General features: G+C 69.2%; 18 protein-coding genes and 1 pseudogene. 1 reads left to right on the forward strand and 18 read right to left on the reverse strand.

Annotated features, from left to right (window positions below; genetic code table 11):
• Positions 1-3: 3 nt before the first annotated feature.
• From LQ772_RS15505 to LQ772_RS15565, 14 genes and pseudogenes are all read right to left on the reverse strand, one after another.
• Positions 4-846: a general secretion pathway protein GspN gene (locus tag LQ772_RS15505; RefSeq protein WP_231322058.1), complete on the reverse strand. Its 843-nt coding sequence runs from the start codon at positions 844-846 to the stop codon at positions 4-6.
• Positions 843-1,505, reverse strand: a complete 663-nt coding sequence (gene gspM / locus LQ772_RS15510; RefSeq protein WP_231322060.1) for a type II secretion system protein GspM — start codon at positions 1,503-1,505, stop codon at positions 843-845. The genes LQ772_RS15505 and gspM overlap by 4 nt, the downstream gene beginning before the upstream one ends.
• Positions 1,502-2,662, reverse strand: coding sequence for a PilN domain-containing protein (locus LQ772_RS15515; protein ID WP_231322062.1), 1,161 nt, complete (start codon positions 2,660-2,662; stop codon positions 1,502-1,504). The genes gspM and LQ772_RS15515 overlap by 4 nt, the downstream gene beginning before the upstream one ends.
• A complete protein-coding gene (locus tag LQ772_RS15520) occupies positions 2,659-3,507 on the reverse strand; it encodes a type II secretion system minor pseudopilin (RefSeq protein WP_231322063.1) in 849 nt (282 codons plus the stop codon). Before LQ772_RS15520 ends, LQ772_RS15515 begins: the two co-directional genes overlap by 4 nt.
• Entirely contained in the window at positions 3,504-4,229 is a 726-nt protein-coding gene (locus LQ772_RS15525) for a type II secretion system protein GspJ (RefSeq protein ID WP_231322065.1), read from the reverse strand. The genes LQ772_RS15520 and LQ772_RS15525 overlap by 4 nt, the downstream gene beginning before the upstream one ends.
• A gap of 47 nt (positions 4,230-4,276) precedes the next feature.
• The gene (locus LQ772_RS15530; protein ID WP_231322067.1) at positions 4,277-4,753 is read right to left on the reverse strand and encodes a type IV pilus modification PilV family protein; all 477 of its coding nucleotides are present in this window, start codon (positions 4,751-4,753) and stop codon (positions 4,277-4,279) included.
• Positions 4,750-5,202, reverse strand: coding sequence for a GspH/FimT family pseudopilin (locus LQ772_RS15535; protein WP_231322069.1), 453 nt, complete (start codon positions 5,200-5,202; stop codon positions 4,750-4,752). The genes LQ772_RS15530 and LQ772_RS15535 overlap by 4 nt, the downstream gene beginning before the upstream one ends.
• An 89-nt stretch (positions 5,203-5,291) precedes the next feature.
• Entirely contained in the window at positions 5,292-5,660 is a 369-nt protein-coding gene (locus tag LQ772_RS15540; RefSeq protein ID WP_231326076.1) for a type II secretion system protein GspG, read from the reverse strand.
• Positions 5,661-5,736: 76 nt separating this feature from the next.
• Complete coding sequence (gene gspF, locus LQ772_RS15545; RefSeq protein WP_231322070.1) at positions 5,737-6,954, reverse strand: type II secretion system inner membrane protein GspF; 1,218 nt, start codon at positions 6,952-6,954, stop codon at positions 5,737-5,739.
• A gap of 221 nt (positions 6,955-7,175) precedes the next feature.
• The gene (gene gspE, locus LQ772_RS15550; RefSeq protein WP_231322072.1) at positions 7,176-8,906 is read right to left on the reverse strand and encodes a type II secretion system ATPase GspE; all 1,731 of its coding nucleotides are present in this window, start codon (positions 8,904-8,906) and stop codon (positions 7,176-7,178) included.
• A gap of 208 nt (positions 8,907-9,114) precedes the next feature.
• Positions 9,115-11,160 carry a YadA family autotransporter adhesin gene (locus LQ772_RS15555; protein ID WP_231322074.1) on the reverse strand — a complete coding sequence of 682 codons (2,046 nt, stop codon included), beginning with the start codon at positions 11,158-11,160 and terminating at the stop codon, positions 9,115-9,117.
• A gap of 60 nt (positions 11,161-11,220) precedes the next feature.
• Positions 11,221-11,526, reverse strand: a pseudogene (locus LQ772_RS17440) (ESPR domain-containing protein); the annotation flags it as partial.
• 123 nt (positions 11,527-11,649) lie between these two features.
• Positions 11,650-13,227, reverse strand: coding sequence for a M4 family metallopeptidase (locus LQ772_RS15560; protein WP_231322076.1), 1,578 nt, complete (start codon positions 13,225-13,227; stop codon positions 11,650-11,652).
• A 274-nt stretch (positions 13,228-13,501) separates the two neighbouring features.
• Complete coding sequence (locus tag LQ772_RS15565; RefSeq protein ID WP_231322078.1) at positions 13,502-15,457, reverse strand: S8 family peptidase; 1,956 nt, start codon at positions 15,455-15,457, stop codon at positions 13,502-13,504.
• Positions 15,458-15,732: 275 nt separating this feature from the next.
• On the opposite strand from LQ772_RS15565, the gene LQ772_RS15570 reads away from it, so the two are divergent.
• A complete protein-coding gene (locus LQ772_RS15570) occupies positions 15,733-16,518 on the forward strand; it encodes a TatD family hydrolase (protein WP_231322080.1) in 786 nt (261 codons plus the stop codon).
• 37 nt (positions 16,519-16,555) lie between these two features.
• On the opposite strand, the gene LQ772_RS15575 is transcribed toward LQ772_RS15570, so the two are convergent.
• From LQ772_RS15575 to LQ772_RS15590, 4 genes are all read right to left on the reverse strand, one after another.
• Positions 16,556-17,302: a class I SAM-dependent methyltransferase gene (locus tag LQ772_RS15575; RefSeq protein WP_231322082.1), complete on the reverse strand. Its 747-nt coding sequence runs from the start codon at positions 17,300-17,302 to the stop codon at positions 16,556-16,558.
• Between the two features lie 69 nt (positions 17,303-17,371).
• Positions 17,372-17,905, reverse strand: a complete 534-nt coding sequence (locus LQ772_RS15580) for a pseudouridine synthase (RefSeq protein WP_231322084.1) — start codon at positions 17,903-17,905, stop codon at positions 17,372-17,374.
• 3 nt (positions 17,906-17,908) lie between these two features.
• On the reverse strand, positions 17,909-18,787 hold the full coding sequence (locus tag LQ772_RS15585; RefSeq protein ID WP_425600807.1) for a class I SAM-dependent methyltransferase: 879 nt from the start codon (positions 18,785-18,787) through the stop codon (positions 17,909-17,911).
• A gap of 35 nt (positions 18,788-18,822) precedes the next feature.
• Positions 18,823-19,485: an NYN domain-containing protein gene (locus LQ772_RS15590; RefSeq protein ID WP_231322086.1), complete on the reverse strand. Its 663-nt coding sequence runs from the start codon at positions 19,483-19,485 to the stop codon at positions 18,823-18,825.
• Between the last annotated feature and the right edge of the window lie 132 nt (positions 19,486-19,617).

Here is a 19,617-nt window from a genome sequence, read left to right on the forward strand (position 1 = left end):
GGTTCAGCGATCTCCTTCGTGAGCCTTCGCGGCAGCCTGTTCGGCGCGGCGTTTCTGGATGGCGGCCTTGAGCTGGCGCAGGCGCTCGGCCTGGCGATCCTCGTTTGTCATGTCCATGCGGGCCGGCGCGCCGCCGCGCATGCCCGAGATGGCCGCGCCGCCGCCGGGCGGGGCCTTGGCGTCATTGTCGCTCCCGCGATTCTGCGGGATGCCCGGTCCAGGACCGGGCCCCGGCTCGTCCGACGGGTTGCCGTTCTGGTCGTCCTCGTCGGGTGGCTGCAGGCGGTGCGAGCGGTCGATCACCTCATCCGGCAGTTCCGGCACCGACGAGGCTCCGGCCGGGTTGCCCCGCACCTGGTCGATCGGCACGCCGGCCGGCAGTTGCAGCTCGACCCGGCCACTGGACGAATCGAACAACGCCGAGCGCGGCTTCACCTCGACCAGGGTCCAGCTGCCGTCGGGCAGGCTGGCGCCCTCCTTCACCCGCAATTCCTGGTTCTTGTCGGCCTGGCGCTTGTTGTGCAGCAGAGCCATGCGCAGGGTCGGCGTGAGGATGATGCCCGTCAGTTGCATGTCGCCGAGTTGGCTGCCGCCGCTGGCGGCGTGCGCCACCGGCTTGCGGTCGGGATTGAACAACGGCTGCTGCCAGACCGGCGCGTAGTGATCCAGCGGCACCGGCGGCGGCAGCGTGGCGGCATGCTGGGCCGGCAGCGGAGTCGGGGCGCGCGGCGGCGCCCAGTGCACGCCCCGGCCGATGCCGGCCAGCAGCGCCAGGAACACCACGCCCAGCACCAGCGTGGCGGCGGCCAGCGGCACGGTCAGGCGGCGTTGCGCGGCGGCGTTCATGGCTCCTCCCCGTCGCCGGTGTCCACCGTGCTTTCGGCGGGCACGGGCGCGGCGGCGACCGCTCCGTGCGAGGGACGCACGTAGCCGGACAGGGTGAACTGCACTTCCAGCACCGGTTGGTTGCCCTGCTGCGCGGCGACCGGGTTGCGGTAGATGCTCAGGTCATCGACGAACAGGTAGGGCGTGCCCTGCTCCAGCGCGTTGAGCACCGCCACCAGCGGCTCCATGTCGCAGCGCAGGCTGATGCTCACGGCCGCCTTGCGGTAGGGGCTGTTGTCGTCGTCCGGCGGATTGGGCAGCGGCATTTTCTGGGTGACTTCGCAGGCGCCGCCGGCGGTGTGCGCGCCGACCGCGTCGACCACGCGCTGCATCAGCCCGGCCGAGGCGGCGTTGGGATCGCTCTCGGGCAGGAACGCGGCGCTGGCGGCCTGGCCGGCACCCAGTTCGGCGATGCGCTTCTGAAGCGCCGGCTTCTCGGCGATCGCGGCGGCATAGCGGCTCTGGGTGTCGCGCAGGTCCGCCATCTGCGCGTCGACCGCGCGCAGCGGCGCCACGAACCACCAGTGGATCAGCAGGAAGTAGATCAGCACCAGCGCCAGCACCAGCAGCAGCACCGCGGCGATGCGGCTGTCGCGCGGCTTCAGTTCCAGTTGCCTCATGGCTGCGCCTCCGAGCCGGCGCTGGCCGGCGCCGCCGGCGCGCCGGCCTGGCGCAGCTGCGCGACCATGTAGAAGCGTTCCTTGCCGCTGGCCGGATCGGGCTGGATGCTGCCCTGGAAGTTGGGGTCACGGACGATCTTCGAATCCTTCAGCGCGTCGATCAGCGCCGCCGCCTGCGGGGCCTGGCCCTGGAAGCCCACTTGCCCGCTCGGATCGACGCTCAGGCGTTCCAGCCATGCGTTCTGCGGCATCCGGCGGGTGAGGTCGAGCAGCAGGTCGAGCATGGTCACGCGGTTCTGCTTGCGGCGCACCAGGAAGCTGGCCGCGCCGGCGTTGTCCTGCAGCTCCTGGCGCAGCGCGGCGACCTGCTGCGCCTCGGCCTGCATGTCCTGCACCTGCATCTGCATGGTGGCGAGCGCCTGCTCCCGATTGTCGAGCCACTGCGCCAGCGCCAGCACCAGCAGCAGCACGACGGCCCCGGCGAGCGCGAGGTTGAGGCGCTGGCGCGGGTTGGTGCGGTAAGGCACGCGCGTCGGCGGCAGCAGGTTCACGCCGAGCCGGCCGGTGCCCTCGGCCACGTCGACGGCATCGACGCGGATGCCGGCGCCTTCGAGCTCGGCCAGCAGCGGGTCGAGCGTGTCGCGCGGCACCGCCACCAGTTCGGCGAAGAAACGCCCGGCCGGCGCCGGCGTGTCCAGCTCGAGCACGGCGTAGTAGACCTGCTCGACGCGGAAAGGCGTCTGCCGGTCCATCTCGAAGGCACCGACCTGCTGCAGGTTGTCCCCCGCCGCGCGCGGGAGCAGCAGCCGCCGGCGCAGCGCCGCCTCCGCCGGCAGCAGCAGCGCCAGGCGCAAATCCTCGCGGTCGACCTCGCGCACCGCCGCCGACAGCGCGGCCTGTTCGATCGCCGCCTCGGTCCCGCGCGGCCATTGCGCACGCACTTCCGACTCGCCTGTCCGACGCAACTCCCAGCGTCCGTCGGTGCGTTGCAGCAGGTACCACTGGGCGCCGCCGCCGAACAGCCTGCCCCACGCGGCCGGCAGCAGCGCGCCGAGCTCGCCGAACCACCAGGCGAAGAAGCGCGGCAGCGGCGAGGCGCGCCAGGCACGGCGCGCGCGGTCCAGCTGCGGCCGCAGCGATTGTGTTGCGTTGGTCATTCGCGGTCACCCTCCCGCCAGTGCAGCACTGCGTAGGGCTGCGCCCCCGGACGAACGCCCTGCAGGCGTACGGTGGCATGCAGCACGGCGCGCGTGCCGTCGGCCATCGTGGCCTCCGAGCGGATACTATGCGTCACTCCATTGCCCGCGAACAGGCCGGCCACGCCCGGCCGCGTGTTCTTGCGCGCCGCCAGCACCTGCGCGACCCGCTCGGGCGTCATACCAGGGATCGCCCCCAGCGCCATCGGCTGAGCGGTGTTCGGATCGGGACTTTCGCGGCCGGACCAGATGGTGATCGCGCCGGCGATCGTGCGGTAAAGCGCGGGCGTCATGCCAGCCACCTGTTGCAGTTCCTCGATGCTCAGGAAGGGCGCGTGGCGCGGCTGGTAACCGTTGGCTGCGTACACCTCCAGCCCCACCTTGCGACCGGCGTTGAACTCGCGCCAGTCGACCACCGCCGCGGCCATCTTCTGCGCCTCGTCCGGACGCAGGCCGGCAGCGCGGAACAGACCCTGGAGCACGATCGGCGAGGCGCTGTTCAAGTCCACCTTGCCGCCTTCGTCGACCGCGCTGACGCTGACCGTGGCGCCATCGAAACGGAACGTGTATGGCCGGCCGTCGGCCAGCCAGCGCTCGGCCAGGCGCGGGTCCTGCAGGCCGTAGACCGCGCGGGAGAGGCCTGCCTCGGCGGCGTAGTGCGCCTGCGCCTGGGCGAACTGGAAACGCGCCTGCAGGCCTTCGGTGCGCGCGGTCATCGCGTAGCCGCCGAGCATGATCGCCAGCAGCGTGCAGGCCCACAGCACCAGAAGCAAGGCGACGCCGCGTTGGCCCCGACGCGTGTTCACGGCTGCCTCCAGGCGACGCTTGGGCCGGTTGCGTCGAGCATCGCGAACTGGCGCTGGTTGGCCGAGGCATCCACGCGCAGCGGCACGGTCAGCTGTGGCCAGTAGCCGGCGCCGGGCAGCTTGAGGTCGATGCGCACCAGCTGCGGCAGCTGGTCGCCCTGGCGCCAATCGTCGCGCCACGCCCCGACGCGGCCCCGCGCGTCCAGCCCGCGGTAGTGAAAACTCGCTTCGCGCACGTCCTCCAGCAGCACCTGCGGCGGACTGGGCTTGAGCGGCTCGCCGCTGGGCGGCAGCAACGCGAAGCGGACCTGCAGCCGCTGTCCGCCCTTGCCGTTGGCCACCAGCTCGAGAGTCTGCACCTGCGGTCCGAGCTTGCCGAGATAGCCGGGCAAGGGTGCGACGAAGCTCATCGAACCCGGCTCGCCGTGGAAGAAGATCGCCTCGTCGTTGTCCGGGTTCTTGCCCAGCTGCTGGGTCATCGCCTGCGCCAGTTCGTTGCGCAGGAACTGCTGCGCCGAACGCACCGCATCGAGCCGCTCCACGGCCGCCGTACCCGAGCGCACGCTGTGCGACGCGGTGCGGATGCCCGAGTACACGCCGACGAGCAGCAGCGCGAGCAAAGCCAGTGCGGCGAGCGTTTCGAGCAGGGTGAAGCCGCGGACGCACCGGGGAGCCCCAGCGGACCGGACACGGACGGCTCCCGCGCGCGCCCGGGTGCCCATGGGCAGCGCCAGGGCGGCGCATCCCGCCCGCTTCCTGATTGCCGACGTCACGAATCTGCTCCCTGCGGCTTCGGGCCACCGACGCGCAGGGTGCTGAAGCGCGCCGTGTAATCGTGCCCGGCGCTGGTCCACATCACGTCCAGGTCGAGCCGGTAGAGCTTGAGCGGCGAGGCTGGCGCGCGCGGCTGCGGACCGCTCGCCTGCGCGGTCGCCGGCGGCTGGACCGGCCGCACGTCGAGCTGCCAGTGGTAACGCTCGTCGAAGCGTCCACTGCTGCGACCGACGCGGATGGGCTCCAGTACGAACGCGCTGTCGAGCAGGCTGCGGCCCCACATCGCCGCCTCGCTGCGTTCGGCCGAACGCGCGGTGAGCGCAAGCGAACTGCCAGCCACGCGCATCAAGGAGGCGAAGGTGATCGCCAGCAGCAGCACCGCGGCGATCACTTCCAGGAGGGTGAAGCCGCCGGCGCGGGTGCGCCTGCCCGCCTTGGCGGTTCCCGACCATGCGGGTACCGGCCCGATCATGAATTCACCACGCTCACCGCACCCGTGAGCCAGGTGACGTTGACCTGCCAGCGGCGCTCGCCCCGTTGCAGGACGATGTGGCCGCCGGTGGAACTACCATCGGGAAAAAAGCGGATGCGGCCGGTGTGGTTGTCCGGCTGGTCTTCGCGGGCGCTGGTGATGGACAGGCGCATGCCCTTGGGCAGCGCCACCTCCTTCCCGCCGGCGGCCCGGTAGCTGGCCGATTTCGTATCCAGCTCGAAGGTCTGTTCCTTGCCCTTGACGATGGCCTGCGCGCGGGTGGCGCGCAACGCGGCGGCCAGCTCCACGCTGGCTGCGCGCGTGCGTGCGCTGGCCAGGCCCTGGGTGACCGACACGGCGGCCGCCGCCGCGGCGATGCCGATCAACAGGATCACCGCGAGCATTTCGAGCAGGGTGAAGCCACGGGAACACGCACCACGCTTACCCATGGCGAGCCGGGCACCATGGGGCGCAAGGGCACGCGTCCGACGCGCGAGCGCCGAGCAGGCTCCTGTGTCCCGATGGTCGACCCATTGGCTCATTGCCAGCTACCGATGTCCTTGCTGTAGCCGTCGCCACCGGGCTGTCCATCCTGGCCATAGAACACCAGGTCGTAGCTGCCGTGTTCGCCCGGCGCCTTGTAGCCGAACGCATGGCCGAACGGATCGACCAGGTCCGATGGCTTGGCGTACGGCCCCTGCCAGTTCGGCGCGTTCGGCGGCTTCTTGACCAGCGCATCGAGGCCGGCCGGCGGCGAGCCGTTGTCCAGCGAGTAGTTCTCGATCTTCTGGCCGAGCGTCATCAACTGCGCCTTGCCCGCGCCGTACTTGCCCTTGTCGACGCTGCCGCCGACCTGGCGCACGACGATCGCGCCGATGATGCCGATCAGCACGATCACGGCGAGCATTTCGAGCAGGGTGAAGCCGCGGGCGCGCTGCGCGCGCATCGAGCCGGTCCGTTGGTGTTTCATTGCACTCTCCACATCATTGAATATTCGCCGTGAGGCTCAGCAGCGGCAGCAGGATCGCCGCCATGATGATCGCCACCAGCACGGTCATCACGATCGTCAGCGCCGGCACCAATGCGGCCAGCAGCCGGTCGATCGCGCGCCTGGATTCGAGGTCGAAGGTATCGGCGACTTTCAGCAGCATGGTGTCCAGTTGCCCGGCTTCTTCGCCGACCTGCACCATCTGCAGCGAGAGCCGCGGGAAGCGCTGCGAGCGCGCCAGCGCGGCGCTCAGGCCGCCGCCGCCCTTGACCTGTTCGGACGCCTGCGCGAGTGCGTCATCCAGCGCGGTATTGCTGGTGACCTGCCGCGCGATGCTCAGCGCCGCGAGCAGCGGCACGCCGTTCTTCAGCAGCGTGCCCAGCGTGCGCGCAATGCGCGCGGTCTCGACCTTGAGCAGCAGCGGCCCGATCACGCGCATGGTCAGCAGCTTCGCATGCCAGGCCATGCGCAGCGCCGGGTCGCGCAGGCGCGCGCGCCACGTGGCGACACCCACGATCAACACGATCAGGAGCAGCCACCACCACGATTGCAGCACCTGGCCGATGAACAGCACCACGCGCGTGATCAGCGGGATCGGCACCTGCATGTCCTGGAAGATCGGCACGAATTGCGGCACGACGTAGGCCAGCAGCAGCACCAGCGAGCCGAGCACGCCGATCATCAGGAAGGCCGGATAGATCAGCGCGTTGACGATGCTGCCGCGCAGCTGCTGGGCGCGCTCGAGGTATTCGGCCAGGCGGCGCAGGGTCTCTTCCAGCGAACCGCCGGCCTCGCCTGCGCGCACCAGCGAGATGTACAGCTTGGGGAAAACGCCGTGCTCTTCCTCCAGCGCCTGCGAAAGCGTGGTGCCGCCGCGCACGCGGTCGCGCACGCGCTCGACCAGGCGCTTGGCGCGTTCGGCCTCGGGCAGTTCCATCAGGATGCCCAGCGCCCGGTCCAGCGGCTGCCCGGCGCCGAGCAGGGTCGCCAGCTGGTGGGTGAACTGCGCCAGCTGGTCGCCGGTAAAGGGACCGCGCTTGAACAGCGCGGCGAACGCCGAACCTTCGCCCATGGCATCGGCAGGCTTGGCCTCCAGCGGCGTGTGGCCCTGGTCCTGCAAGCGGCCGATCGCCTCCTGCAGGCTGGGGGCCTCGATCTGGCCCTGCAGCATCTCGCCGGCGGCGCTGATGGCGCGGTAGCGGAACTGGGCCATGTCAGAGGCCCTTTACTTTTTGCTCCCTCTCCCCTCCGGGGAGAGGGCCGGGGTGAGGGGCCAAGGCTTGCGGGCAAGGATGGACAGAGCGCGGGCGGTTGGCGCCCTTCAAAACAAAAGGAATAACCACTCCGCGACGGCTCCGGGCGAGCGCCGCCCTCTCACCCCAACCCCCTTCCCGGCGGGGAGAGGGAGCAAAGGCGTCGCCGGTTCGGATCGCATCAGCCTTCCTGCGTGACACGCAGCACCTCCTCGAGGGTGGTGACGCCGGCGACCGCCTTGGCGATACCGTCCTCGTACATCGTGCGCATGCCCTCGGCGCGGGCCACGCGCTCGATCTCGCTGGCGTCGGCCCGCTTCATCACCAGCCGCCGAAGCGGCTCGCTCATCACCAGGAATTCGACGATCGCGCGCCGGCCGCGGTAGCCGGTGGGGTTGGCCGCGCTGGAGCCGGGCTTCCACAGGCGGATCGGGCGCTCGTCGGTGTACTTCTCCAGCTCGAACTCGGCGATCACCTCGGGCGAGGCCTCGTAGGGAACCGCCGTTTCCGGATCCAGCCGGCGCACCAGCCGCTGGGCCAGGATCGCGTTGACGGTGGAGCCAAGCAGGTAGTCCTCCACGCCCATGTCCAGCAGGCGCGTGACGCCGCCGGCGGCCGAGTTGGTGTGCAGCGTGGACAACACCAGATGGCCGGTAAGCGCGGACTGGATCGCGATGCGGCAGGTCTCCAGGTCGCGCATCTCGCCGATCATGATGACGTCCGGATCCTGGCGCATGATCGAGCGCAACGCGTTGGCGAAATCCAGCCCGATCTGCGGCTTGACCTGGATCTGGTTGATGCCCTCGAGCTGGTACTCGACCGGGTCCTCGACCGTGATGATCTTGACGTCCGGCGTGTTGATGCGCGAGAGCGCCGTGTAGAGCGTGGTGGTCTTGCCCGAACCTGTCGGACCGGTGACCAGCAGGATGCCGTTGGGGCGCTCCAGCACCTCGACGAAGCGCTTTTCGAACGCGGGCGTGAAGCCCAGCGATTCGAAGTCGAAAACCACCGATTCGCGGTCCAGGATACGCATCACCACCGACTCGCCATAGGCGGTCGGCACGGTGGATACGCGAAGGTCCAGCTCCTTGCCCTGCACGCGCAGCTGGATGCGCCCGTCCTGCGGCAGCCGGCGTTCGGCGATGTTCAGCTTGGCCATGATCTTGACGCGGCTGATCACTGCCGCGGTCGAGGACGATGGCGGCGCCTCGACTTCGTGCAACACGCCGTCGATGCGGTAGCGCACTTTCAGGCGGTTCTCGAACGGCTCGATGTGCACGTCGGAGGCCCGCTGCTCGACCGCGCGCTGCAGGATCAGGTTGACCAGGCGGATCACCGGCGCCTCGGAGGCAAGGTCGCGCAGGTGTTCGACGTCGTCTTCCTCGCTGGCCTCGCCGCCGAGGTTTTCGACGATCGTGCCCATCGCGGAGCGGCCGGTGCCGTAGTAGCGCTCGATCAGGTCGTCGATTTCCGAGCGCAGGCCGACGCGCAGGGCGACCGGTCGGCCGGCGGCCAGTTCCACTGCCTGCAACGGATAGGGATCGGCCGGATCGGCCACCACCAGCGCCAGGTCGTCCTCGCCCTCGCGCACCGGCACCACGTGCTGTTGCTTGAGGAAGCGCAGGGAGAGTTCGGGTTCGGCCGGCGGCATTTCCGGCGCGTCGCGCGCGGCCAGCAGCGGCACGCCGAGCAGTTCGGACCAGGCTTCGGCCAGGTCGCGCTCGGACACCAGCCCGAGCCGCGCCAGCAGCGCGGTCAGGGTGCCCTCGGGCGCCTCCTCGTGCAGCCTGCGCGCGCGATGGAGGTCGCTGTCCTTGAGATTGCCGCGCGACACCAGGAGTGCGCAGACCGCCGCTTCACGGTCGTCCACGGAGAGCGCCCAGGTGGCCGCGGGCGTTGGAACTGCCGACATGCAGTGTCTCCCGCCAGTCACGTCAACCCGTCAACACCCCCCGCGTCGACGAGAAAAACCATTGGTAGCACATCCCCCGGCCCGGGCGCGAGCGCGCGGCGGGAGATGCCGTGGAACTTCCGACTAACATCACGCGCACAAGTTCAGCACAACGTGAAACGGCCGGCGCCTGCATGTGCGCCGGCCGTCCGCGGGTTTGCCCCGTGGCTTACCAGCCCACGCCCAGGCCCACGCCACCGGAGGTTTCGCTGCCGCTGACCGCCGCGCCGAAGGTCAGGCTGGCCTTGGAAGACAGCTGGCGCGAATAGCCCACCGCCAGCGCGCCCTGGTTGTGATAACCGCCCACGCCCACGCCCAGGCGGTTGGGGCTGTCGATGCCCTGGGTGCTGAAGGCCATCTGCGACATCGCCGTGCCCATGGCGCCGACCGCGTCCAGGCGATTGTTGACGGTGCGGAAGCGCTCGTCGACTTCGCGGCGGAAGCTGGACAGGTCCAGCGACACGTTGGCCAATCGCTGGTCGGCGTAGGACTGCGCCCGAGCCAGGGTCTGGCGGTCACCGGCATCGGCGTAGATCTTGGCAGTGCCCAGCGCCTGGTCGACCTGCCCGGTGTTGGCCGCGTCGGTGGGCGCACTGCCGGCCGCCACGTTGGTGATCTGCCGCTGCTGGCTGGCCGTACCGACCGAGACGGTATTGGCGCGGTCCGCGATCGCGCCCTGGCCCAGTGCGACTGCCCCGCTCGCACTGACGCTCGCGCTTTCACCTACCGCCACGGCATTGGTGGCGTCGGCGGTTATGGTGGTATTGGCGCCTACCGCCGTGCTGCCATCGGCTCCCACGTGCGCTTTGCCGCCGATGGCAGTGTCGTTAGGGCCGGCGGCGTAGCTGTCGCCGCCAATCGCCGTGCCATGGTCGCCTTGCGCCTGCGCGGCTGAACCGAGGGCGACGGCCTTGGTACCGGTCAGGGCATTTGCCACAGAGTCGCCGTCGACACTGAGATAACCCAGGTCAGCTGTGTTGGACTGGAGGCTACCTAGCTGGCCCTCGATGTTGGTTACGCGACCATCAATGTTCGTCACTTCGGAACCAAGGTCGTTGATGGCCTGGCCGTTCGTCCCGGCGAGGTCCGCCAGGGCATCGAGCTGGCCCTTGTTCACCGCGTCCATCGCGTCGACTCCGTCGGCCACGTTGACGACGCGCCGCTCGCCGCCAACGGTGCCGACCGACACCGTGTCGTCCTGGTCGGCGACCGAACCGGCACCCAGCGCCACGCTGTTGTCCGCCGGTGCAAAGGCGCCCGCGCCGACCGCCACGGCGGCCGAGCCATCGGATTCGCTGCCATCGCCAACCGCGACGCTGTCTACATTGGAGGCCACCGAACCGACGCCCATCGCGACCGAATAGTCGCCCAAGGCGGTGCTTTGCACGCCCGAGGCCACGCTGGCGTAACCGGTGGCGTTGGCGGCGTAGCCGAAGGCACTGGCAAAGTCCGAGGCTACGCTGAAACCGCCCAGCGCGTTTGAATAGTCGCCGGCGGCAAAGCTGTCCAGTCCGATCGCTACCGACTGGCTGCCGAACGCGCCTGTATTGGGATCGGCTTGGGAGCCGATGGCAATGCTGTAGGCGCCCTGCGCGTAGGCATCGGAACCAAGCGCCGTGGCTGAGCTGTCGAGCGCCTGGGCGTTATTACCGTTGGCAGTAGCCTTGTCCGCGGCCGCAAGCGAGCCGCTGCCCATCGCCGAGGCGCCCGTGCCCTGGGCCCAGGCGCCATTGCCGCTGGCCAGGGCGAAGTCGCCCAGTGCGGTGGCCTGATAGCCGTTGGCCATGGCGCCGGTACCTTGTGCGTAGGCCAGCGAGCCGAGCGCGATGGCCCCCTCGCCCGAAGCGGTCGTGGCCTCGCCGGACGCCAGGTCCGGATCGCCGCCGCCGATCGCGATGGAGCCGCGATCGGAAGCCTGGGCGTTGGCGCCCAGCGCCACGCTCTCGTAGCCATCGGCGCCGGCGTTGGTGCCGCCAGCGAACGAGCCCTGGCCAGTGGCATAGGAGAGCGAGCCAACCGCAGTACTGTCCACGCCATCGGCGCCGGCCCCGGCGCCAAGCGCGGTGGCGCCGAACGCACTGGCTTCGGTGCCATACACCGTGCCATCGAAATCCGTGTAGTTGCCGCCAATTGCTGTGGCGCTTTCGTCCGTGGCCGTGCTGTCGGTGCCAACGGCCAGGCCATACAACGAGGACGTGTAAGAGCGCGCACCCATCGCTAACGACCATGACCCGTCGGAGCCAGCATTCTCGCCGACGGCGACCGAGCCGTGCCCCGCCGCGTTCGCATAAAGGCCCAGCGCCGTGGCATACATACCCGCGGAAGCACTATGGCCGCCAGCTGTACCGCCTTCCAGCACAAACGGATCGACCAATACCGGATCGGTACCTGGATCTGCAGCGAATACCGCCGCCTGTGCGGGGCTTGCTGCCACCGCGACCGTCATTGCCGCCCCCAGCACCAGCGCACGAGCGCGCCCACCAGAGGCACGCTTGCCCTGGCTGCGTGCCAACTCGGAGGCGACCACAATCATGCCCAACGCCCGGTTCCAAACCTTGCTGTGGATCTTGTTCACAAGCATCTCCCAGTCCGCCAGCGTCTTTGTTCGCCCGGCGGATGTTCATTCATTCGAAAAAGGGATGGCCGAACGCACGCGCCGGCCACCCGGTCGACCGCGAGCTGTGTGGCTCGCGCGCCAGAGCACTCAGCGGCAGGTGACTCCGACGATGCTGAAGGCGGCCGCGACATCGGCCTGTGGGTAACCGCGGTCGGTGGCCGCCTGTTCGACGCCGCATGCGCCACTGTCGAAAGACTCGTCCGGCCCCCAATACAGGGCGTTTGCGTCGTGGAAGACCTCGAATGCCGTGCGCGTGTTCCACCCGGCGGTTTTGGCCAGGGTGCAAAACGCACGGTTGTAGACGCCGCTGGAGTAATGGACGTCGAGGCCGTCGTAGTACTGCGTGGCGTTATCGATCGAGGTGCCGTCGTTGCTCGGCGTACACATGTCGCGCAGCGCCGTCATGCCAAGTAGCGGTACGGTGGTCGGCTTGATGATCTCAGCACCGGTCATGAAGTCGTTGCTGCCACGGTCGAAATACTTCACGGCCTCGCCGGCCATGTCGGAAAACGCCTCGTTCATGCCGCCGGACTGGCCCGCGTACTCCAGGCCCGAATGCTGTTCGGTGAAGCCGTGGCTGATTTCATGGCCAGTGATGTCCAGCACCACGAACGGGTAGAAATACTGGTCGCCGTCGCCAAAGACCATTTCGGAGCCGTCCCAGAATGCGTTCTCGTAGTTCGCGCCGTAGTGCACCCACATGTGCAGCTGCATCGGGCTGCCATCGCCGTTCTTCAGCGGCGGCGCGCCGAACCAACTGTTGTACATGTCGTACACCACACCACCGAAGTGGTGTGCATCGTTAATGGCCGAATACGCGCCGTTGATATCATCGCCCATGCTGGTCCAGCCGGCGGGGTTGGTGCCGGCGCAACCGAACGACCACAGCGTTACACGCTGGCCGCCAGCCACGTTGTAGGTCGCGACCTCATTGTTCTGCAGGTAACAGGTGCTGCCGATGCGGGTGGCGCTGAGCAGCTCGCGGCCGGCGCCCGAACCGTCGTAGTGGTACAGGCCGGTCAGGTCGTTGCCGCCCGGGCCGTTCGCACTGACTGTGGTTGGTGTGCCGGTGCCAGGGGGGCGGCGACCGGTGGTCAGGCCGTCCCAATGACGCAGCACTTCGCCGGTGTTGGCGTCAACGATCGCGGTCGGACGCGAAATCCCGCCGTTCGCGGTGACCAGGTAGGAGGTGCGGTAGGCCAACCGGGCGTTGCCCTTGGCCTGCGGATAGACGAACAACTCGCTCCGGACGTTGCTTGCGGCCATGCCGCGCTGGCCCAGCTTTGCCTGCAGGGCTGCCTGAGCCTGGGCGCCGTTGAGGCGCGGGCGGACCGAGTGCAGCTGGCCGGCCAGGCTGGCTTCGGCCTCGCCATGGGCGCTCAGTACATTGCCGCGGGCGTCGCGTTCGACCACCAGGCTGCGCCCGTAGACCGGCACGCCCTGAAACGTCTGCCGCTCGCGCGTCTTGACGGTGCCACGCACTGTTTTCGCATGCGCACCGGCGGTGAAGGTGCTGCCCTGGCCCAGGCCCAGGCGATTGGCCAGCGTGGCCGGCGCGAGGTTGCCCAGGCGACCGGCATGGATGTGGACGGGCGTGGCGCATAGCGAAACCGAGGCGCAACCCATCGCGGCGAGCATGGCGCCGACGAGCTTCTTCTGGAACATGTTCTCCCCCTACGGACGGTAGCCCGGCTTGTGCTTCGGGCTTTCGAATAACGCCGTCAAATCGCGAAAATGACGACTACGTCACGGTATGGAGGGTTGACGGGAGCGTCAACCGCGAAATATTCCAAGGGCCTTCGCACTTGGCTTCTGCTATCAGTAAGCGGTTTTGGCCGCTCCACGTGGGCAAAGGAAACGGCCGCCACATTTGGCGACCGGATGCGTCTGCTTAGCGCCGTGCGGTGATGCGCAACGGCGCAAAGCTGCCTAATTACGATCAGCGTGCGGCGATGTATTTTCCCACCAGGTTCACGCCGCTGTAGTCCGTCCGCCCGGCCAGGGTGACGAACCACGTGCCGGCTGCCGGGTGGTCGAGCACCACCGACTCGTCGGTGCCGGCGTGCGCGGAGCGGCAGTGGTAGTCGTCCGCCGTGGCGGGCGTGCCCTGGTTGACATAGAGGGTGACGTCGCCGCTGCCCCCCGTCGTGCGCAGGCTCAGCTTGCCGGTGCCCGCGGGCACGTCGATGCGGTACACCGTGCGGCTGCCCTTGGCTCCGGACTGGTCCGACAGCGCCACGCCGTTGGCCAGCACGGCTGGCTGGCTGGTGGTCACGCCGTTGGCGATGGCCATGTTCACCGCGGCGTAGGCATCCAGGATGCCGGCACCGATGCGGTGGTCGGGCGCCACCTTCGGCGTGGCGGCCGTACGCTGCAGGATGTCCAGCACCGCGGCGGGCGACAGCGGCGCGAGACCGCGGGCCAGTCGCGCGCCCTGCATCAACGCCACGGTGCCGCTGACGTGCGGGGTCGCCTGGGACGTGCCCGCGTAGCCGGCATAGCTGGAGTCATCGGCTACCGGCTTGGTGGTGCCACTGTTGATCGCCTGCCAGACGAAGCCGTCCGAGACCTGCTCGCCGCTGTTGCGGTCGCCTGCGTAGATGCCGCCGCCGGGCGCGGCCAGGTCGACCGTGCGCCCGTAGTTCGAGTAGTACGCACGCCGGCTGGTGATGCCGGTGGCCGCGACCGTGATGGTGCCCGGACAGCTGGCGGGCGAGAAGTACTTCGCGTTGTCGTTGTCGTTGCCCGCCGCGACCACCACCACCGCGCCGCGCCGGTTGGCCAGCGCGATCGCCTGTCCCATCGGATCGTCCGCCGTGCACTGGCCGTAACCGCCCAGGCTGAGGTTGATCACCTGCGCCGGATGGGTGTTGTCCGGCACGCCGTCGACGTGGCCGCCGGCAGCCCAGATGATGGCGTCGCTGATGTCGCTGTCGTAGCCGCCGCAGTGGCCGAGCACGCGGATCGGCAGCACCCGCGCGCGGTAGGCGATGCCGGCCAGGCCGACGCCGTTGTTGGTGCGTTCGGCACCGACCGTGCTGGCGACATGCGTGCCGTGCCAGGAACTGGGCTGCGGCGGGTTGAACTCGTCCGTGCACATGGATTGCCAGGGCTTGCCGGTGGTCCAGTCACCGGGGTCCCAGCCGCCCGGGATGCGGCCGTCGGTCTTGCGACCGGAGAGGAACGCATCGGTGATGAAGTCGTAGCCCGCGCCGGCGAGCTTGGTGTTGACGTCCACGTGCGTGGTGATGCCGGTGTCCAGCACCGCGATCACGATGCCCTTGCCGTCGGCCAGGTCCCACGCCGCATTGACGTGGGAACCGCCGTAGTTGCGGTCGCCCGATACCGTGGCGCGGCCACTGGGCGCCTTGAGATCCCACTGGTAGCTGGCGTAGTCGGTGTCGGTCGGACGGAAGGCCGACGGACGCAGCGAGGCCGGCGCGGCGATGTCGCTCACCGGACGGCGCAGCACGTCCGGCGCCACGTGCAGCACGGCCGGGTCGCTGGCCAGCTGCGCCATCAGCGCGGCGGCTTCGTCGCGGTCAAGCTTGCGCGAGGTGCGCAGCACGTCGGCGCCGATCGCCAACCGTCGCCCGTAGCTGGCCTGCACGGGCGCCTGCATCATGCCCTGCGGACCGAGCGTGGCGCGCACCAGGCCGGCGCGGGACAGCGCCGCGCCCATGCTCTGGCGCATGAAGGACGGATTGGCGCGCTCGGCGCTGCCTGGCCGCCAGGTCACGATGAAGCGGTCGTAATGGCCGTCGCTCTTGAGCGAGCTGATGTTGTAGTGAGTGCCGCCGAGCCCGCCGGTGGTGCTGGCGGCGTGCGCCGCCATCGAGAAGGCGAAGGCCATGGAAGCGCCGAGCAGCGCCCCGATCCGCATACGATTTGCCATGAAGTGATTCCCCGGTTTTGAGCACCCGCCGCCTTGCACGGCGGGCAGTACTGCACGGAGTCCTGAAACCCCGCTTCCGTCGACGACGGTCGCCATGGACGCGTCCTGCCGGCTGTCGCGTGACTGCATCACCAACGCCCCCCACTGCTTCCTTGCCGTCGTCGACTTGCAAGCTAGGGGGTCATTTGTCGCCCCGATGTGACAGCGGGCTGGACGGCGGTGCGCCTTGCCAATCGGGGCCGCTCTGCAACAATGCGCGCTTTTGCGGACCTGCCATGCAGCTGATCGATATCGGCGCCAACCTCACGCACGAATCCTTCCGCCACGACGTCGCCGACGTGCTCGCGCGGGCGGCGGCGCAAGGCGTCACGCGGATGATGGTGACCGGCGCCTCGCGCGAGGGCAGCGAGCAGGCGCTGGCACTGGCGCACGAGCATCCCGGCGTGCTGTGGGCAACCTCGGGCGTGCATCCGCACCACGCGGTCGACTACGACGAGTCCACCGATGCGCGCCTGCGCGAACTGGCGCGGTTGCCCGAAGTACGGGCCGTCGGCGAGACGGGACTGGATTACCACCGCAACTACTCGCCGCGCGACGTGCAGTTGCGCGTGTTCGAGCAGCAACTGGCCATCGCCGCGGAACTGGGCAAGCCGCTGTTCCTGCACCAGCGTGACGCGCACGCGGATTTCCTGGCTCTGCTCAAGCGCTACCGCGATCGCGTGCCGGCGGCGGTGGTGCACTGCTTCACCGACACTTGCGAGGCGCTACGCGACTACCTCGCGCTGGGCTGCCACATCGGCATCACCGGCTGGATCTGCGACGAGCGGCGCGGCACGCACCTGCGCGAGTTCGTGCGCGAGATCCCCGCGGGCCGGTTGATGCTCGAAACCGACGCGCCCTACCTGCTGCCACGCACGGTGCGCCCGCAGCCGAGCCATCGACGCAACGAGCCGATGTACCTGAAACACATCTGCGAGGAAGTGGCGCGCGATCGCGGCGAGCCGGTCGAGGTGACCGCGGCGAACAGCACGGCCGCGGCCGCGGCGTTCTTCGGGCTCTAACGCCCGCTGCCCTCCCTTCCGGGGGGGGAGGCCGGGGTCAGAGGCGGCCGACGCGGGTGAAGAAAGGCCAGCGCACGGTACGCACCCTTCCCGGCTCGCCCCACGCATCGGCAAGCGCGGGCGTCGCCGCTTCGACCGGGTCGATGCCCGTGCGCTTCAGGTGCCGCTGCGTGGCCGACCACGACCGCAGGTAGGCGAGGAACTGCGCCAGGTTCCACTCCGCATGCATGGCGAAGCTCGGCGCAGATACCGGGTCGAACGGGAACGCCAACCCTTGATAGCCGCTGTCCACCAACGCGCGTTCCGGCGGCCAGTCGCCACCGAGCGTATCGGCGTAGAGCTTCCATTCGACGGCATCTACCGTCCGGTCCACGCTGCAGTTGCCGTAGGCCGATACCGCCAGCAGCGCGCCCCGTTTGGCGACGCGGCGCACCTGCGCGTGGAAGGCGTCCAGGTCGAACCAGTGCAGCGCCTGCGACACGCTCACCAGGCTCACGCTGCCAGCCGCCAGGCTGCTTTGCTCGGCCGGTTCCACGCGGTAATCGATGGCCGGGTGCGCACTCGCCTGCGCGATCTGCGTGGTGCTCGGATCGGTCGCCACCACGCGTTCGAAATGCGCCGCCAACCCCAGGCTGGCCTGGCCGTTGCCGCAACCGGCATCCCAGGCAAGCGTGGTGTCCGGCGCCTGGCCGGCGAGCCAGGCGAACCAGTCGGCCGGCGGCAGCGGTCGGGCGTCGCGATAGAGCGTGGCGTGGCCGGAGAAATGGTCTTTGAAGGGAGGCATGGCAGGCGGCCGCAGGGTGGGCTTCAGCCTACCGCTACATGGTGGCGGCAGGACGGGCTGAAGCCCACCCTACAAGAGCCGGCGGGTTTCGCCCGGGAGCAGGCCGTCCAGCGCCCAATCACCGATGCGCACCCGGACCAGCCGCAGCGTCGGAAAACCGACCGCCGCCGTCATCCGCCTTACCTGACGGTTGCGCCCCTCGCGCAGCGTGATGCTCAGCCAGCTGGTGGGGATGGCCTTGCGGAAACGCACCGGCGGGTCGCGCGGCCACAGCCAGTCCGGCTCGGCCGCACGTTCGGCACCGGCCGGCAGGGTGAGGCCATCGTTGAGCGTGACGCCACGGCGCAGCGCGGCGATCGCCTCGTCGGTGACTGCGCCGTCCACCTGCACCAGGTAGGTCTTGGCTTGCTTGTGGCGCGGATCGGTCAACCGGTGCGCCAGGCGCCCGTCGTCGGTCAGCAGCAGCAGGCCTTCGCTGTCGTGATCCAGCCGTCCGGCCGGATAGACGTCTTTTTCGCGCACGAAGCCGGCCAGCGTCGGCCGGCTGCCGTCACCGGAAAACTGGCACAGCACGCCATAGGGCTTGTTGAGCGCGATCAGCATCCGTCACGGCGCGGAGGCCGCGTGCGCGGGCGCCTCCGGCTTCACGAAGCGCAGCGTCATGCGGTCGGATTCGCCGATCGCCAGATACTTGTCCTTGTCCTGGTCGCCCAGCGCCAGCGTGGGCGGCAGCGTCCACACGCCCTTGGGGTGGTCGTGGTCGTCCTTCGGGTTGGCGTTGATCTCGCTGCGACCGTCCAGCACGAAGCCGGCATCGGTGGCGAGCTTCACGACGTAGTCCACCGGCAGGTAGCCACTGCCCTTGACCTCGTCCAGCGAGGCGCCGGCATCGGCACGATGGTCGGCAACGCCGAGCACGCCGCCGGGCTTGAGCACCCTGTAGAAGGCCTTGAACATCGCCTGCGCGCTGCCGTCCATCGCCCAGTTGTGCACGTTGCGGAAGGTCAGCACGCGGTCGGCCGATGCCGGAGGGCCGAGCACCGGCGCCTTGGGGTCGAAGGTCACGATCGAGGCCTGGCCGAACTGCGCCGGGTGCGCAGCGAAGAGCTTGCGCAATGCACTGTCGTCGCTGCGCGCCTCGTCATCGGCGGACGGCTGCTTTTCCGCGGCAATGTAATGGCCGTTGTCGCGCAGCAGCGGCGCGAGGATCTGCGCGTACCAGCCGCCGCCGGGGGTGATCTCGATCACCGTCTGGTCCGGGCGCAACTCGAAGAACGTCAGCGTCTCCTTTGGGTGGCGATACATGTCGCGCGCGCGCTGATCGGCCGGGCGCCAGTCGCCGCCGATCACCTGGTCCAGCTGGGTGGCGGTGTAGTCGCTGGCGCTGGTCGGCGGCACCAGCGCGTCGGCGGGCTGGTCCTGCGCGATGGCCGGCAGGGCCATCAGCGCGGCGGTGCAGAAGGTGCAAATCAGCAGGCTCTTCATCGTGTCTCCTTACGGCCATGCGTGGAACGAATGCTTCAGAAAGGGCGCGGGCAGACCGACTGCAATCCGTCGATGTGCTCGTGCAGGTCCGGGGCTATACCCTGCCACATCGGGTCGAGGATGAAGTCGATGCCCTCGTAGCGGGCGAGCTTGGCCGCGGGGATGAAATCCGCATCGCCGGCGACCAGGATGATCTGGTCGACCAGTTTCTTGTAGGTCAGCGCGGCGATGTCGATGCCGATCTTCATGTCCACCTGGGTCTGGCGCATGTCCGGCTCGAAGTGCTCGTCGCCCAGATCCTCCCACGCCAGGGTGCCCTCGCGCAGCTGCTGGTAGGCATTGAACCGGAGTTTCCATTCGCCGCGCTCGGCCAGCCGCCCCAGCCTGAGCGCCATCTTGCGCTGGCGCCGCAGCTGGTCGTGCAGCTCGCGGCGGAACGCTGCCGCGCCGGTGCGCGAGAAGTCCACCGCCTCGCCGCTGAGCGGGCGGACCAGCACCTTTTCCAGCGGCGGGCAGTCGTAGAAGAAGATCCGGTACATCGACTCGCGTGGACGATCCAGCGCCTTCAGGTGTTCCAGCGCCATGCCGAACACCGTCTTGGCCACGGTGCGCGCGTCATTGGCGTCGCGCTCGCCCCAGACCTTGCGGTAACGGGCAAGGAAGAAGGCGCCGTCGACGAGGATGGCGGTGCGTTGCATGGGAATCCTTTGGGGGAGTGCCGGGGAGGCGCGCGCATTCTAGCCGAGCGCCCAGTCGCGAGCCTTACCCCGCGAAGGCAGGGCAGGTCCGGGGCGCTCCTGCCGGACAGCCGGTACAGGCCTCCGCAAGGC

Origin of the sequence: Frateuria edaphi, from assembly GCF_021117405.1 — a bacterium.
GTDB classification, from domain to species: Bacteria; Pseudomonadota; Gammaproteobacteria; order Xanthomonadales; family Rhodanobacteraceae; genus Frateuria_A; species Frateuria_A edaphi.

Excerpts from the sequence above, each read along its gene's own strand:
- LQ772_RS15505 (WP_231322058.1), bottom strand. The coding sequence starts at position 846 with ATGAACGCCGCCGCGCAACGCCGCCTGACCGTGCCGCTGGCCGCCGCC.
- gspM (WP_231322060.1), bottom strand. The coding sequence starts at position 1,505 with ATGAGGCAACTGGAACTGAAGCCGCGCGACAGCCGCATCGCCGCGGTG.
- LQ772_RS15515 (WP_231322062.1), bottom strand. The coding sequence starts at position 2,662 with ATGACCAACGCAACACAATCGCTGCGGCCGCAGCTGGACCGCGCGCGC.
- LQ772_RS15525 (WP_231322065.1), bottom strand. The coding sequence starts at position 4,229 with ATGGGCACCCGGGCGCGCGCGGGAGCCGTCCGTGTCCGGTCCGCTGGG.
- LQ772_RS15530 (WP_231322067.1), bottom strand. The coding sequence starts at position 4,753 with ATGATCGGGCCGGTACCCGCATGGTCGGGAACCGCCAAGGCGGGCAGG.
- LQ772_RS15535 (WP_231322069.1), bottom strand. The coding sequence starts at position 5,202 with ATGGGTAAGCGTGGTGCGTGTTCCCGTGGCTTCACCCTGCTCGAAATG.
- LQ772_RS15540 (WP_231326076.1), bottom strand. The coding sequence starts at position 5,660 with ATGCTCGCCGTGATCGTGCTGATCGGCATCATCGGCGCGATCGTCGTG.
- gspF (WP_231322070.1), bottom strand. The coding sequence starts at position 6,954 with ATGGCCCAGTTCCGCTACCGCGCCATCAGCGCCGCCGGCGAGATGCTG.
- gspE (WP_231322072.1), bottom strand. The coding sequence starts at position 8,906 with ATGTCGGCAGTTCCAACGCCCGCGGCCACCTGGGCGCTCTCCGTGGAC.
- LQ772_RS15555 (WP_231322074.1), bottom strand. The coding sequence starts at position 11,160 with ATGGGTGCGCGCTCTTACACGTCCTCGTTGTATGGCCTGGCCGTTGGC.
- LQ772_RS15560 (WP_231322076.1), bottom strand. The coding sequence starts at position 13,227 with ATGTTCCAGAAGAAGCTCGTCGGCGCCATGCTCGCCGCGATGGGTTGC.
- LQ772_RS15565 (WP_231322078.1), bottom strand. The coding sequence starts at position 15,457 with ATGGCAAATCGTATGCGGATCGGGGCGCTGCTCGGCGCTTCCATGGCC.
- LQ772_RS15570 (WP_231322080.1), top strand. The coding sequence starts at position 15,733 with ATGCAGCTGATCGATATCGGCGCCAACCTCACGCACGAATCCTTCCGC.
- LQ772_RS15575 (WP_231322082.1), bottom strand. The coding sequence starts at position 17,302 with ATGCCTCCCTTCAAAGACCATTTCTCCGGCCACGCCACGCTCTATCGC.
- LQ772_RS15580 (WP_231322084.1), bottom strand. The coding sequence starts at position 17,905 with ATGCTGATCGCGCTCAACAAGCCCTATGGCGTGCTGTGCCAGTTTTCC.
- LQ772_RS15585 (WP_425600807.1), bottom strand. The coding sequence starts at position 18,787 with ATGAAGAGCCTGCTGATTTGCACCTTCTGCACCGCCGCGCTGATGGCC.
- LQ772_RS15590 (WP_231322086.1), bottom strand. The coding sequence starts at position 19,485 with ATGCAACGCACCGCCATCCTCGTCGACGGCGCCTTCTTCCTTGCCCGT.